This is a genomic window from Streptomyces sp. NRRL B-3229 (assembly GCF_000719505.1).
GTDB classification, from domain to species: Bacteria; Actinomycetota; Actinomycetes; order Streptomycetales; family Streptomycetaceae; genus Streptomyces; species Streptomyces griseorubiginosus.
The window spans coordinates 49568-65863 of record NZ_JOGP01000032.1 but is presented as its reverse complement, the minus strand read 5'-3'; the positions used below and the strand labels follow the sequence as shown (position 1 = coordinate 65863).

The 16296-nt window shown below is 73.6% G+C and carries 3 protein-coding genes and 1 pseudogene; 2 read left to right on the top strand and 2 right to left on the bottom strand.

All coding sequences use genetic code 11. The annotated features are described in order from the left end of the window. Positions 1-487: pseudogene (locus IF54_RS0135430) on the top strand (hypothetical protein); the annotation flags it as partial. 139 nt (positions 488-626) lie between these two features. Beyond that, entirely contained in the window at positions 627-13493 is a 12867-nt protein-coding gene (locus tag IF54_RS0135425) for a hybrid non-ribosomal peptide synthetase/type I polyketide synthase (RefSeq protein WP_030326416.1), read from the top strand. Between the two features lie 181 nt (positions 13494-13674). Here IF54_RS0135425 and IF54_RS0135420 read toward each other — a convergent pair whose 3' ends face one another. Together IF54_RS0135420 and IF54_RS0135415 are read right to left on the bottom strand one after the other, a co-directional pair. Beyond that, entirely contained in the window at positions 13675-14469 is a 795-nt protein-coding gene (locus tag IF54_RS0135420) for an IclR family transcriptional regulator (RefSeq protein ID WP_234439137.1), read from the bottom strand. Between the two features lie 213 nt (positions 14470-14682). Further along, a complete protein-coding gene (locus IF54_RS0135415) occupies positions 14683-16278 on the bottom strand; it encodes an FAD-dependent oxidoreductase (RefSeq protein ID WP_030326414.1) in 1596 nt (531 codons plus the stop codon). Between the last annotated feature and the right edge of the window lie 18 nt (positions 16279-16296).

Below are 16296 nucleotides of genomic sequence, written 5' to 3'. Positions count from 1 at the left end.
CGTCCTCACCGACGACGGCGACACACCGCACCTCGTCTCGGACGGCCATGTGCTGAGCCGGACCACCTATCCGCCGAGCTGGAGCGACGCCCCGCCGGAGGCACGGCCTCCGCACACTCCGGCCGCCCTGCGCGCCTACCTCGCCGAGACGGCTCACACCCACAGCATGGCTCCCCTGACCACCGGGGAACTCCTCGACTCGGTGCAGGAGTTGCTGGGGCACTGGACACTCGGCGCCCGCGAGTCGGCCGCACTGGTCCGACTCCTGGCCGACGCCGACGGGCTGCGTCCGGCGGGGCGGCTCACCGACCGGCTGGGACGACCGGGCGAGGCATACGTGTACGACGTCCCCGGCGCCCGGCGCATGCTGATCCTCGATCCCGGCACCGGCACCGTCCTGGGCCTGGAGACCACCGCCACCCGGGACGATCCCCGGTACGGGATCAAGGCCGGGGCGGTACTGGAGTACAGCGCCTGGCTGCGCTGACCGCGGAGCGCCACCGCTCCGCCGACCCTGCCGTCCCACCCCAAAGCCCCCCTGTTCGCACAGGACTCGCGGGCACGCAACGGCGAACCCGGGGCCCGAAGGCCCCACTTGTAGAGTCCGGACAGTGGAGAGATCGAACATGGGCGTGAAAGACGTGACCACGTCGACCTTGCTGGACATCCTGCTCCAAGCGGCGCGAGAGGCCCCGGGGCAGACCGTCGTGCATGTCCGGGGAGACGGCGGTGAGCACACGGTCACCTTCGCCGAACTCCGGGACGACGCCCTGCGCGTGGCGGGCGGTCTCCTCGCGGCGGGCGTGGAACCGGGCACCCCGCTGCCGCTGGTCGCCGACCGCGGTGACACCTTCCAGCCGATGTTCTGGGGCGCACTGGCAGCCGGGGCCGTACCCGTCCCGCTCGCCGCCGAGCCGCGCCGCATCGGTCCGGTATGGGAACTGCTCGGCAGGCCGCCCGTGATGGTGGACGAGTCGACGGCAGCCGTGGCCACCGCCGTCGGGGACAGTTACGACGACAGCGACGGCCACGGGCCGAGCGGCGAACTCAAGGGCTCCATAAGGCTGTTGCGGTTGGACGGGCTTCGTCGCGGCCGCCCGCCGCAGCAACTGCCCCGGCCCGCTGCCCATGACGTCGCCTTCCTGCAGTTCTCCTCCGGCAGCACGGGCGCTCCCAAGGGTGTGGAGCTGTCCCACGCCGCGGTCCTCGCCAACCTCCGCCAGATCCGCGCCGCGATGGAGATCACCTCAGAGGACGTGATCGCGACCTGGATGCCCTATTTCCACGACATGGGCCTCATCGGCACGCATCTCGTTCCGATGGCCGCGCACCTGAAGCAGATACGGATAGAACCGCTTTCCTTCGCCAAGCGGCCCGCCCTGTGGTTCGAAGCCGCCGCGCGCCACCGCGCCACGCTCTTGTCGGCGGCCAACTTCGCCCTCGGTCTCGCGGTACGCAGCGTCCCGGCCACCGCCCTCGCCGGCCTCGACCTCAGCTGCGTCCGCCTGCTGCTCGTCGGCGCCGAGCCCATCTCACCGCGTGTCTGGCGGGAGTTCACGGCCCGGACCGCTCCGGCCGGCCTGGACCCCAGCGCCCCGCTCCCGGTGTACGGCCTGGCAGAGGCCACCCTCGCCGTGACCGTACCGCCGCTCGGCGAGGCCGCCGTACCGCTCGTGCTGGACCGCGCCGCGCTCAGCCGGAACCGGGTGGTGGAGACCGCTCCGGGCGGGCACGCGGTGGAGCTGATGGACCTGGGCCGGCCGGTGCGGGGGTGCGAGGTCCGGATCACCGGTGATTCCGGCGGCCCGGTGGGCGAACGGCGGGTAGGGCATGTCGAGGTGAGGGGGCCTCAGGTGGCTCGCGGGTACCACCGGGCTCCCGGGGCGAGCTCGGCCGCGTTCGGCGGCGACGGCTGGCTCCGTACCGGTGACCTGGGCTTCCTGCGGAACGGGCGGCTGTGCGTCACCGGGCGACACAAGGACGTCGTGTTCGTCAACGGCCGTACCTTCCACGCATCGGACCTGGAGTCGGCGGTCGCGGCGACCCCGGGGCTGCCGTCCGGGGCCGTGGCGGTCGTGGGATCGACGGATCCGGACGGCGGGGGCGAGCGGGTCGTCGCGTTCGTGCAGTGGACGCGTCCTGATCCCACCGACGCCGCACCGGTGCTCCGCGCCGCCAGAGGCCGGCTGCGGGAGGCCCTCGGCCATGACGACGTCCGTGTGCTGCCGTTGCCGCCGGGGGCCTTCCCGCGCACCACCAGCGGGAAGCTGCGCCGCGGAGAGCTGCGGGCGCGCTTCGAGGACGGGCGGTACGCCACGGTGGAGAGCCGCTGGGCCGACATCACGGTCACCGCGGGGGCCGGAGCGGCGCGGGCGGGGATGTTCGCCTCCCGTCGGTCGCTGCGTGAGGTTCAGGAATCCGTGCAGCGGATCTGGGCGCGTGCGCTGGCGCTTCCGGTGTCGGAAGTAGGGCTTCAGGAGCGCTTCTTCGACCTCGGCGGATCCTCGCTCAAGGCGATGGCCGTGCTCTCCGGACTGGAGGAGACGTTCGCCGTGACGGTCGAGCCGGGCGCGCTGCGCGACCACGACACGGTGGCCGGACAGGCCGGGCACGTGCTCGCGCTGATGGCGGACTCGGGTGCGGGTGCGGGTGCGAGTGCGGGCGCAGATGCGGGCGCGGGCGCAGGTGCGGGTACGGGTACGGGTGCGGGCGCAGATGCGGGCGCGGGCGCAGGTGCGGGTACGGGTGCGGGCGCGGGTGCGGGTGCGGATTCAGACTCTCCTTCAGATGCGGACGCAGTCCCCCACGCGCCGGCACGGCCTACGACCTCTGCGGAACCCGGTTCCCCGGGCGGAGCCCTCGCCGTGCTCTCCACGGCCTGCCGGTTCCCCGGCGCCGACACGCCCGAGTCGTTCTGGGAGTTGCTCGCCGCCGGAGGTGACACGGTCGGCGAACTGCCCGAAGGCCGCCGGGGGCACGAAGCGCCCCGCCCGACGCCCCGCGTCGGTTCCTTCCTTCCGGATCCCGCAACCTTCGACGCCGACTTCTTCGGCATGGACGAGGCGGAGGCACGGGCGACCGAACCTCAGGCCCGCATCTTCCTGGAACTGGCCCACGAGGCGCTGGAACGAGCGGGATACGCGGGCCCCCGGCGCAACGACCGCCGGATCGGGGTCTTCGCGGCGACCGGCGACAGCGGCTACCGCGAGATCCTCACCGAGGCGGCCGACGGGGACCTCGCCGGCACCCCGGCCGCCCTCGCCGGCAACCTCCCCAACCTGATCGCCGCCCGCGTAAGCCAGGCACTGGACCTCAACGGCCCCGCCCTGGCCGTCGACACCGCCTGCTCCTCCGCGCTGGTCGCCCTGCACCTGGCCCGGCGCAGTCTGCTGGCCGGCGAGTGCGACCTCGCGGTGGTCGGCGGGGTCAACCTGAGCCTGACGCCCACCGGCCATCGTCTCCTCGAAGCGACGGGCGCGCTGTCGCCGACCGGCCGGTGCCGCGCGTTCACCGCGGACGCGGACGGCTTCGTGCTGGGAGAAGGGGGCGCGGCGATCGTCCTGGCCCGCCTGGACGACGCCCGCACCACCGGTGACCCGGTCCTCGCACTCGTACGCGGCACGGCGGTGAACAACGACGGCCACTCCCTCGGTCTCCTGGCTCCCACGCCGCGCGGTCAGCGCGAGGTGATCGGCCGGGCGTACGAGGAGTGCGGCGTCGATCCGGCCGATGTGTCGTACGTCGAGGCGCACGGAACGGGCACGCCGATCGGTGACCCCGTGGAGGCGCAGTCGCTCGGCCAGGCGTTCCCGCCCCGCGCCGACGGGGCTCCGCGGCTCGTCGGCTCCGTCAAAGCGAACCTGGGACACCTTCTCAACGCCGCGGGCATGCCCGCCCTGGTCAAGGTCGTCCTCGCCCTCTCCCACCGGCGGCTCCCGCCATCCCCCGGCTCCGCCGAGCCCGCCCCCTTCCTAGGGCGGAGCGCCCCTGGCTTCCGCCTGGTCGCCGGCAACGAGGAGTGGACGGGAGTGCGGGGCCGGCCGCTGACAGCGGGCGTCAACTCGTTCGGGTTCGGCGGCACCAACGCGCACGCGATCCTGGAGGAGGCGCCCGGGGACGCCGAAGAGGCGGCGGCCGCGATGCCCGAGGCGACGGGCGGCCCCCACCTTCTGACGTTGTCCGCGCGCACCGGGGACGCGCTGCGTGTGGCCGCCGCCGAGTTGGCCGCGTATCTGCGGGCCCACCCCGATCTGGACGAGGGCGACGTGTGCGCCACCGTCAACACCGCCCGGGACGAAGGACCGTACCGGATGGCCGTCGTGGCCCATGGGGACCTCGCGCGGAAACTCGACGGCTCCATGGCGGACCTCGCGTCGGTGGCGGTGCCGGGCCCGGACGGCAGGGCGACGGCCCCCGTCCGGACCCGGCCGCGGACGGTGTTCGTCCTCCCCGGCCAAGGGACCCGATGGGGCAATGCGGGGCGGGAGTTGTACCGCTCGGCGCCCGTGTTCCGCGACCTGCTGGACGAAGCGTCGTCCCTGACCGGGCCGGTCCTCGGCCGCAGCCTGGCTGCCTGGTGCCTGGACGAGGGGGCCGATCCCACCGACCTGGCGCGGACAGAAGTGACCCAGCCGCTGCTGGTCGCCTTCGGGGTGGCGCTGGCCGGACAGCTGGCCGCCTGGGGCGTGACACCCGACGCGGTCGTGGGGCACAGCGTCGGCGAGATCACCGCCGCGTGCATCGCCGGCGCCCTGTCGCCTTCCGACGCGGTCGCGTTCGCCGCCGAGCGCGGACGCCTGGTGGGCGAGCTCGCCCCGCCGGGCGCCATGGCGGTCGTACGGGGCGACGAGGACACCGTCGCCGCGGTGATCGCGCGGTCCGGCGGCTCGCTGTGCGTCGCCGCCGTCAACTCCCCCACCCAACTGGTACTGGCCGGCGAGACGGCGATCGTCGACCGGGCGGTCGCGGACCTCACCGCGCGTGGCGTGGCGGTCCGCCGCCTCCGCGTCTCCCACGCCTTCCACTCACCCATGGTGAACCGCGTCCTCGACCCCCTGCACAACGCGGCGAAGTCCTTGACGGTCGTACCGGCAGCCGTCCCGATGCTGAGCACGGTCACCGGCCGCTGGGACCCCGACCTGACCCCCGGCTCGGGCTATTGGCGCGATCACGCGATCCGCCCCGTTTGCTTCGGCACGGCCGTCTCCCGGCTGCTGGAGGAGGGATACGACACGTTCGTCGAACTCGGCCCCGGCGCCTCGCTCTCCGGCGCCATCCGCTCGACGGCAGCCGCGCATTCCGGCTTCACGGGCCCAGGGGTCGCGGGCTCAGGTGTGACGGCCTCAGGTCTCGGGGGTTCAGGCGTCGCGGCCTCAGCTGTCACGGTCCTGCCCGCGCTTCCCGCCGCCACCACACCGGGAGCCAACTCCGCACCAGGAGCCGAAGCCCTGCTGGAGACCGTGGGCCGGCTCTGGACCCGCGGGGCCCCGCTGTCCCCGTCGTCCCCGGCCCGGAGCACGAACCGCCGACGCGTGCCCGTCCCGACGTACCCCTTCCAACGCAGCCGACACTGGCCGGACAGGCCCGACACGGCGTCCCGGCCCGGCCCGGCATCGCGCACACCCCAACCCTCTCCCCAGGGTCAGGCCGCCGCCCCGCAGCCCCTCCTCTGGCGCGACGCGCCCCTGACCGCCGGCCCCGGCCCTCGTGTCGTGCGGCTGACCGGCGCCGACACAGCACTGCGGCGGTCCCTCGCCGAGCGCCTCACCGGCAGCGGCGTGACGGTGTCGGGATCTCAGCCGACCCCGGTTCCAGACGGTGACCAAGCTTCGGCCGCCTCCGAGACGGCGGGCCCCCCGGAGACCGTCCTGTGGTTCGCCGGCCAGACTGAGGGACCGCAACCGGACACCCGCGCCGCGGTCTCCGCCCTGCGCGAGGCACTGGCGGCGCTCGGCAGCTCCCCGACCCGTCTGCTGCTGGTCACCGAGAACGCGTACGTCACCGGCAGCGGCGACGCCCTCGACCGCCCCCGCCCGGTCCAGGCCCTGCTGCACGGCTTCGCCCTGGCCCTGCCCGAGGAGATCCCAGGGCTCTCCTCGCTGAGTGTCGACCTGTCCTCCCAGGATTCCGTGAGCGTTCAACTCCGATCACTGGAAGCCGAGTTGTACGCCACGACGCCTCCTCCCGGAGCCGGCGGAGGCGCGGGCGGCACCGTCGCCTGGAGGGTGGGCCGACGACTCGCCCGTATACCGGCGAGCACTACCCCCGCCTCACCCAACCGCCCGACGCTCCTGCCCTACGACGCCACCTATCTGATCACCGGCGGCGCCGGCGGCCTCGGCGGCGCGCTCGCCCGGGACCTCGCCCGACGCGGCACCCCCACCCTCGTCCTGGCAGGCCGGACCCCGACACCGCCACGCGCCCTGCTCGACGAACTGCGCGCCCTCGGCGCTCACGCTCGCTACCAGGCCACCGACGTCTGCGACGCGGACGCCGTCGACGAGCTCATCGCCGGCCTGCCGTCCCTGGACGTGCTGGTCCACGCGGCGGGCACGGTGCGCCCGGGCAGTCTGCGGGCCAAGCCGGACGACGAGATCGAGGCCGTCCTCTCCGCGAAGGTGCACGGCACCACACTGCTGGCCGACGCCCTGCGCCGACATGGCAGGCAGGACGCCGTCTGCCTGGCCTTCTCGTCCGTCTCCGCCGTGCTGCCCGGTCTGGCCGGCGCCCTCGGCGACTACGCCGCCGCCAACTCCTTCCTCGACGCCTTCGCCACCGCACAACGCGCGGTCGGCCTCCCCTGGCAGACGATCGCCTTCGGCCCCGTCTCCGACACCGGCCTGGCGAGCGGAACCAGCGGTCAGATCCGGCTCCGCCCCCGCGGTCCCGCGGACATCCAGGCCCCGATGACCTCGCACGCCGCTCTGACAGGCCTTCACGCGGCGGTCGGTCTGGACGCCGCACACGTCCTCATGACGGGCACGGGCGTCGCGGATCCCGATCCAGCCTCCGCGACGGCGGACTCCGCCACGGCCGCCCAGGCCCGCGGCGACCGTCACGCCGACCCGAACGAGCCCCCCGCACCCGCGGACCGGTCCCCCGACCACGTCCCGGCGATGGACCGCACCCCCACCCCCTCACCGGAGCCGTCGCACACCGACCTCATCCGCCGCCTCCTGGCCGACGCTCTGCATCGCGCGCCTGAGGACATCGGCGTCGACGAGCATTTCCTCGGCCTCGGCCTGGACTCCCTCGGCGCCGTCGATCTCGCCCGCCGACTGGAACACGAACTGGGACGGCCGCTGCCAGCCACCCTCTTCTTCGAGCACCGGACCATCGGCGAACTGGCCGCCCACCTGGCGACCGTCCCGCCGACGCCGAGTCCCGCCCCGGCCCCGCCCTCCGCGACGGCCATGGCCCCAACGACAGCGACGGCGACAGCCACAACCGATAACGGCAACACCATCCCCCTCACCCCCCTCCAACTCGCTTTCCACGCCACCGAAACCCTCCACGAGGGCGTCACCGCCTACGGCTACGTACGTCAGAGCGTCACCGGCCCACTCGACACCGCCCTCCTCGGCAGGGCCCTCGCACGCCTCGCAGCCCGCCATCCCATGCTGCGGATGCGAATCACCGGCGCCGCCCGCCCCCGTCAGTACGCCGCACCCGCCGGGCCCGTCGACACGCCGCCGGACTGGTACGAGGTCCGTGGACCGCTCGACTTCGCGCGGCTGGAACAGGAGCTGTGCAACCGCCCGTTCGACCTGACGACACAGGATCCGATACGAGCCGTACTCGTCCACGACGGTGACGACGCACACGTCGCCCACCTGCTCCTGGTCGTCCATCACGCCGCGGCCGACGGCTTCAGCCTCAAGCTGCTCTGCGAGGAACTCTGGTCGCTCTACACGGCCCTCACGCGAGAGGACGAAGCCCGGCGAGACAGCGTGGACCAGGGCGAGAGCGGCGGCGAGGGCGAGAAAGACGCCCCGCTGACCGCCTGCCGGGCCGAGTTCGCCGACTACCTGGCCGCGCTCACCGCCGAACGCCGGTCACCGGAGTTCGCACAGGACCAGCGGTACTGGCGCGAACGCCTGGCCGAGCACACGCCCGCCACACCGGCGACCACCCCCTCCCTGCCGTACGACGGCGACCCCGAAGGAGCTCCCGCCGCACCCCTCGTCCACCACGCCACCGGTGTCGACGAGGCCCTCAGCGCCGAGCTGCGCGAGACCGCGGCCCGCAACGGCGTCTCGTTGTTCCACTTGCTGCTGGCGGTGTACGGCCGTTGTCTGGCCCGGTGGAGCGGACAGCGGACCGTCGCGGTGAACGTGGCCCGGTCCCGGCGGGAATCGCGGGTGGCCGGCATCGACCGTCTGGTGGGACCCCTCGCCGACACACTGCCGGTGTTCGTGGACGTCGACCCCGGCGAGCCGGTCGGCACGCTCGCCGAGCGGCTGCTGCTGATCTGGCGCGAGGCCGAGACCCACGCGACCTTGAGCAGCACGGACTTCGCCCGACTGCTCTCCGAACTGCGACCCGCCGCGGGGCCGGCCCCGCGCACCGCGGCAGAGGCGGGTTTCAGCTTCGCCCGCTTCCCGGTGGTCCACGGCTCGGACTGGCCCGTCACCGTCACCCCCACGGCCGCGGCCACCGCGTCCGCCGCGACCCGGCTCAGCCTGCTCTGCTGGGAGGCGGACGCCGCCCTGCGCCTGTCCTGGAACTACCCGGCCCGGCTGTTCCGCCCCGAGACCGTACGCCGCCTCGCCGACGAGTACGTCGCCGAGCTGCGCGCCACCGTCACCGACCCCTCACCCACTCCGGTCTGCCTCGGATCTCACGCCCGCACACCGGACCGCGCGGACGGCGGGGACACCACGGCCGACGCGCTCGACGGGGACGGTGCCGGCGCCGGCGCCGGGATCGTCGCCCGTCTGTGTGCCCGGTTCCGGGCCACGCCGCGGGCCGTGGCCGTCGCCGGTGCCGACCGGTCCACGCTCACCTACGCCGCCCTCGACACGGCGTCCGCCGCTCTCGCCGCCCGGCTCCGCGCCCACGGCGTACGCTCCGGCGACCTGGTGGGGTTGCTGACCGAGCCGGGCGGCACGGACACGGTCACCGCGGTCGTGGGCATCCTCCGGGCCGGCGCCGGCTGGGTACCGCTGGACGCCACCCACCCCACCGCGCGCCACCGGGACCAGCTGGCCCGCACGGGGGTACGCGTGCTCGTCTGCGACGCGGCGAGCCGCCCGGCGGTCGCCGCTCTGGACGGCATCACAGCAGTCACCACCTCCGGCCCCCTGAGCCACGCACCGGTCGCCGACCCCGAGTGCGGCGCCACCGACCCCGAGGCCATCGCCTATGTCATCTTCACCTCCGGCTCGACCGGCCGTCCCAAAGCCGTCCCCGTCACCCACCGGTCGATGACGAAATACCTCGACTGGTCACTGGCCACCTTCGGCTACGGCCCGGGCGACCGGCTCGCACAGACCGCCTCGGTCTGTTTCGACGCCTCCGTGAGGCAGTTGCTCGCCCCTCTGCTGAGCGGGGCCACCGTGCACACCCTCTCGCGCGACCTGCTGCGCGACCCCGAGGCGCTGCTCGACCATGTCGTCGCGGACGGGATCACGGTCTGGAGTTCGGTTCCGACGCTCTGGGAACGCCTGCTGACCGCCGCCGAGGATCGCTTCCGCCGCACGGGCACGGCCCCTGACCTCTCCGCCCTGCGCTGGGTCCACGTGGGCGGCGAGGCCCTGCCCGCCGCTCATGTACGTCGCTGGTTCGACCTCCTCGACGCCCCGGCCGACAAGCCCCGCACCCCGCGGCCGCATCGCATCTCCAACCTGTACGGTCCGACCGAGGCCACCATCAACGCCACCTGCCACATCATCGACACCCGGCCCGCCGACGACGTACGCCATCTCCCCATCGGCCGCCCCGTCGCCGGAACCGAACTGATGGTGATCGACGAGGACGGCCGCGCGTGCGCCCCGGGCGAAGCCGGTGAACTCCTCATCGCCGGTACCGGCCTCACCCCCGGCTACCTGGGCGAGCCCCGGCTCACCGCCGCCGCCTTCACCGAACGCGACGGCCGCCGCTGGTACCGCAGCGGCGACCGCGTCCGCCGCCGGGCCGACGGGGTACTGGAGTTCCTGGGCCGGCTCGACGACCAGGTCAAGGTCCGCGGCCACCGCGTCGAACTCGGCGAGGTCGAGGCCGCGCTGCTCACTCACCCCGGCGTCGCCCGCGCGGTCGTACTGCTGCGCGACGGGAGGCTGGTGGCGTACGCCGAGCCCCGGACCGCCGCGCACGCCCTCGACCCGGGCGAGGTGCGCGGCTTCCTCTCCCGCACGCTCCCCCCGTACATGCTTCCCGCTCGCATCCACTCCTTCCCGGCGTTGCCGCTCACCGGCACGGGCAAGATCGACCGCAACCGGCTGACGCCCCCAGGAGACCCCGCCGACACCGGGCCCGGGTACAGCGAACGCACCACCACCGAGCCCCGAATCACCGAGCGCGCGAACACCCAACTCGCCCACTCCCAGGCCCAGTCCGAGAACATCGAGCCTGCGCGCACCCCCGCGTCGACGCCCACCGAGCACCTGCTCGCGAAGGCCTGGTCCGAGCTGCTGGACGTCCCGCAGTCCGGCATCAGCCGCCGGGACGACTTCTTCGCACTCGGCGGCGACTCCATCACCGTGCTGGAACTGTTCGCCCGCCTGCGCCACGAACGCCCGGCGCTGCCCCGCCCGACCGCCGTCTACACGCACCGAACCCTGAGCGCCCTGGCCACCGCGATCGACGCCGCCACCGACGCCGCCGCACGCACGGACGACGGCACGGAGACCGGCACGGCCGCCGCCGAGCCGACCGCACCCCAGGGGCCCGGCCGAGGGGCCGCCGCGGACCTCCTCACTCCCTACCCCCTCACCCCCTCACAGCAGGGCTTCCTCCTCGCCGACGCCCTCGCCTCCGCCACACCCGGCATCGCCGATCCGTCCGGCGCCTCCAGCGGCAACCCGGCCTGGTCCGCCCGTTTCCGCATCCGCGGCCCCCTCGACCCGGAGATGTTCCAGCGCGCCGTCGACGTGCTCGTGGCGCGGCACCCGATGCTCCGCACCGTCTTCCCGGCCGGCGCCCGCCCGCCCGTGCAGCAGGAACTCCCCGCCTCGCTCCGCCTCCCTGTCGCGACGGAGGTCCTTGGCCACTCCGCACTGCTGGAGCCGCGCGTGGCCGAGGAGACGAGCCGCCGCTTCGAACCCTGGGCATGGCCCTTGCTGCGACTGCGCCTCTTCACGGTCGCACCGGACGAACACGTCCTCCTCGTCCACGCCCACCACCTCATCGGCGACGGGTTCAGTGCGGCGCTCCTCACCCGCGAACTCCTCGCGGTGTACGGCCGTTTCGCACGCGGCCTCCCCCACGGGCTGGAGCCTCTGCGCTCGACTTTCCGCGACCACGTCCTGCATCGCACCGCTCAGCGCCGGCCGACGGCCCCACAGCCTCCGGACCCCCAGACCGAGGAGTACCGCACCCGGCATCACACGCCGTACACCGCGCCCGTCCTGCGCGCCCTCCGCCCCGAGGACGCCGCCCCCGGCTTTCACACCGTCTCCTTCACGCTCGGCGCGGACCGCACTCGAGCCCTGCGAGGCCTCGCCCGGAGCTGCGGCACCACGCTGCACGCCCCGGTCCTGACCGCGTACTTCCGTGCCCTCGCCGCCCTCACCGGACGCCGCGACCTGGTCCTCGGCATGGCCGTCACCGGACGGGACGACACCACACAGGACGCCCACCGCGTCTTCGGCCCGTTCAGCGAGGCGGTGGCCCTGCGCCCAGGACTCGACCCCGCAGCGTCGCTCTCCCCCCCCTGCTTCGAGGAGGACCTGCGCCGTGTCGCCGCGGAGTCGATCGCGGCCCGCGCCTCGGGTCCCCTGTACCTGCGCAGACCCCAAGGGCTCCCCCGCACCGCCCAGTTCTTCTTCACCTTCCTCGACTTCACCGCTCTCGGCACGCTCCCCGACACGGCCCTCACCCTCCAACCCGACGACGCCGACACCGAACTCACCCCGCCTCCGCTGGGCACCGACGTCTTCCTGGCCGTACGGCCCTCCGACGACGGCGAGGGCCTGCGCGTCACGGCCCGTGCGTCGGCGACCGCCCTCACCGAGGAGCAACTCGCCGACTTCGCGGTCGAGTTGCAGGGCCAGCTGGCGGAACCCGCCCCCCGCGAAAGGATCTCCGCCCCGTCCTCCACCCCTCGCCACGGCACACTCGACGCCGCGCTCGTCGGATACCTGCCCGCGCCTCACCACCTGGCCGCATTCGCCGGGCTCCCCGCACATCTGGCGCCCAGACGCGAGGACATCCGGGCCCTCCTGTTCCCCGACGGCAGGCCCAGACTCCTGGAGCACCTCACCACTCCGCTGGGCAGATCCGGTTTCGTGTCCCTCCCGCTGTTCGCCGACGAGTTGACCGGCCCGCTCCCCTCCGGTGATCCGGCCACGTTGGCCGGCCTCACCGCGCGCGCCGTCGACCACGCCGCGTCCCTCGGCGCCCGCTGCGTCTCGCTGGCCGGCATGATCCCGTCCCTGACCGGCTACGGGTACGACGTCCTGCGCGAAACCCAGGCGGCCGGCGCCACGCCGACACCCGCCTCCCTGACCACCGGGCACGCGACGACGACCGTCGCCGTCGTCAAGACGGTCCACGCCGCCCTCGCCGCGACCGGCCGCGACCTCGGCGAGCTCACCCTCGCCGTCGTCGGCTGCGGTTCCATCGGCACGTCGTCGCTACGGTTGCTCCTGGCTCGCAGCCCCCGCCCGCCGGCCCGCCTCCTGCTCTGCGACCTGCCCGGCAGTGCGCCCCGCCTGCGCGAACTGGCCGCCGAAGTGTCGGCCGGGCACCCGCTGACCCCTGTGCGGGTCGTCGAGGCAGACGTCGCCAGGACCCTCCCCACCGAGATCTACGAGGCGGCCGACGTCATCGTCGCGGCGGTCAGCGGCAGCACGACGCCCCTGCTGGACGTGGACCGGCTGAGGCCCGGCACGATCGTCGTGGACGACTCCTTCCCGCACTGTTTCGACACCGCGCGCGCCCTGCACCGTATGCGTGACGCCGGGGACGTACTGATCCTCGGAGGCGGCCTGCTGGCCCTGGACGCCACCGAGACCCACCTGGCGCCGGGCATCCCGGCCGCCGCACTCACCGGCCACGCAACCGCCCGCACCCAGCACCATCCCACCCTGCACCTCCCAGGCACCCTCGCCTCCTGCCGCCTGGAGTCCCTCCTCCACGCCCACCTCACCGACCGGCGCCCCGACGGAGCTCAACTCCCCCTGGTCCACGGTCTCGTCGATCTGCCACGCGCCCTCGCCCACTGGGACGCCGCCGAAGCCGCAGGAGTCCGCCCCGCCCCCCTCCACCTCCTCGACCACACCGTCCCACCGGAGGCCCTGAGCGCACTGCCCTCACCGCAGCGATCCCGCTGAGCCGCCCCGGCCCCCGCCCGCGTGCTCGGGGCAGCGTGATCAAGGTCGGATCGTTTCGGGTCGCGTCGGTGACGGTGGCTGACGCGGCCTGCGCCGGCGCACCGGTGGCCAGGAGCCCGGACACAGGAAGCTCCGAACCGGAACCGCAACACCTCGGCCCTCACACCATTCACCCAGCCCGTCACCCGCTCGCCGGGACCGCCGCACTGCGGCGCGGTATCCGCCGGTCGAGGTCCGGCATGGCTGAGGGGTACGGACGCCTGGCGGTGAAGAACTCCTCGGACACCGCCCGGGTGGCGTTGACCACCAAGGGTGCGACGCGTTCCACGGCGGCGCGCGCGTCGCCGACGACCGAGATGGCCGCGACCGGCCCCTCGGGACCGCGGATCGCGAGGCCGAGGCAGGTGATGTCCGTGAAGCACTCACCCTGGTCGACGGCCAGTCCGCCGCGGCGGCGGATCGCGCCGAGTTCCCGGTGCAGGACGTCCAGGCAGTCGATGCTGTGGTGGGTGCGTCGCTCCATGACCTGCGCGTAGCGCGCGTCGATCTCCTCCGGGCTCAGCCAGGCGAGCATCGCCTTGCCGAGGCCGGTGCAGTGTGCGATCGCCCTGCCGCCGACCCGGGAGGGGACGTCGACGGCCGCGCGGCCTCCGACTTTGTCGAGGTAGTAGATCTCGGGTCCGTCGAGCACCGCCAGATGTACGACCATCTTCGTGCGCACGGCCAGTTCCAGCAGCTGGGGGGCCGCGGCGGCACGCAGGGCGCTGTGGCCGATCTCGCGTCCGCCGAGCCCCAGGGCCCGTGGACCCAGGGTGTATCCGGATTCCATGTGCTGGAGCCAGTCCAGCCGGACGAGTTGATCGAGTATCCGGTGGGCGGTCGAGCGCGGCAGACGCGTCCGGCGGGACACCGTTTCGAGCGTCAGGCGCGTCTGGGGGTGCTCGAAGAGGTCCATGATCAACGTCACGCGCTCCATCATCGACGGAGGCAAAACGGGCCGTTCGGTCTCGAGACGCGAGCCGAGGTCAAGGGCAGACGTCATCGTCGGCGCCTCTCTGCTGAAACTAGAATCGATTTCAGTTTGCTACCGACGCCAAAGTACCAACGGGGCAGGTCGCGTACCAGAGGGGTGCACCGGGAAATCGACGACGGGCGGCCCGAGTTGGGCCGCCCGTGCTGCCGCGGTGCCTCAGTCGGCCGGATGGGCGAGGTCGAGGACCGCGAGGTACGCGAAGGCGACGCTCGATCCGATCGGTGTGCCCGCCCCGGGGTACACGCGGCCCGACATCGCGGCCGCGGTGTTGCCGGCCGCGTACAGGCCGGGGATGGGCCGTCCGCCCGTGTCCAGCACACGCGCGTGTTCGTCCGTGAGCAGACCGCCCTTGGTCCCGATGTCCGAGGGGAGGATCGTGGCGGCGTAGTACGGCGGTGAGTCGATCGGCAGGAGCAGGGGGTTGGGCCAGTCGGGTTCGGGGCGGGCCGGGAAGTTCTGGCGCGGGTCGGCCGGGAAGCCGACGATGTGGTGGAACATCTGGTCCCACGGGGTCTCACCGCGGTGGAACTTCTCGTCGACGCCGGTGTGCGCGTAGCCGTTGAACTCCTTGACGGTGCGGTCCAAGGTGCCGAAGGGTACGTCGATCAACCGCGCCAACTGCTCCAGCGTGTCGGCCTTCTTCAGCGCCCCCGACGCGAGCCACTCCTCGGGCAGCGGCTCGGCGGGCGGGAAACCGATGCCGTCCCGGTCGAGCTGCCGTTGGTCGAACACCCAGTGACAGGGGATGTGCCGGACACCGGTGGTCGCGTGGAGGCGGACGATCGCGTGCCCGGCCTGGTCGTAGGGGGACGTCTCGTTGACGAAGCGTTCGCCCGCGCCGTTGACCCAGATCCCGCCCCGGGTGCCCGAGTGGAAGACCGGCAGTCCGTCCGGGCGGACCAGACCCGGCACGAACCAGGCCTCGTCGAGCAGGTCGGTGGCCGCGCCGACGGCGATGCCCGCCCGAAGCGCATCTCCGGTGTTGCCCGGGGCGCCGTTGGACCACTCACCGGTGAGCCGCTGGTGCCGCTCGCGCAGTTCACGGTCGCGCTCGAATCCGCCGGCCGCGAGGATCACTCCGCGCTCGGCGCGGAACGAGACGCGTTCGCCCTCGCTGACAGCCTCCACCCCGACGACCCGGCCGTCCTCGACGACGAGGTTCTCCAGCGCGGTGCCCAGCCGCAGCGTGCCGTTGCCCGTCTCCAGGAACGCCGCGAGCGCACGGCCGATCAGGGCGCGCCCGCCGCTGACCACCGGCCCCTCGTCGAAACCCCACCGCTCCGTGGGCAGGGAGCCGCGGACGAGCCGGAAGTCGTCCCCGGCCTCGGCGACCGGAAGGGGCGGGGGGAAGAGGGTCCGTCCGCTCGCCGTGGCGCCGGGCCGCTCCGGGTAGTAGTCCGGCACAGGCCCGTGCACGAAGGACTGGAACCACGGGTTCTCCTCGAGTTCCTCGATGAGCCGGGGGCCTGCCCGGAGGTAGGCGTCCTGGAGTCGTTCGCGCGAGGTGTCGGCGACGACGTCCTGCAGATACGTCCTCGCGTTCTCGATGTCGTCCTCGATGCCCGCCCGCTCGATCGGGGCGGCGCCCGGGAACCACAGGCCGGCTCCGGAGTAGGCGACCGTGCCGCCCACCCTGTCGGTCTTCTCCAGCACGAGGGTGCGCAGGCCGCGCGACGCGGCCACGTAGGCGCCGACCAGGCCTCCGCCCGACCCGACGACGATGACGTCGTAAGTGTCCTGACTACTGGGCATTTCGGCCTCCACCCGTCG

Coding starts and splice junctions, on each gene's coding strand:
- IF54_RS0135425 (WP_030326416.1), top strand. CDS start 627: ATGGGCGTGAAAGACGTGACCACGTCGACCTTGCTGGACATCCTGCTC.
- IF54_RS0135420 (WP_234439137.1), bottom strand. CDS start 14,469: ATGGAGCGCGTGACGTTGATCATGGACCTCTTCGAGCACCCCCAGACG.
- IF54_RS0135415 (WP_030326414.1), bottom strand. CDS start 16,278: ATGCCCAGTAGTCAGGACACTTACGACGTCATCGTCGTCGGGTCGGGC.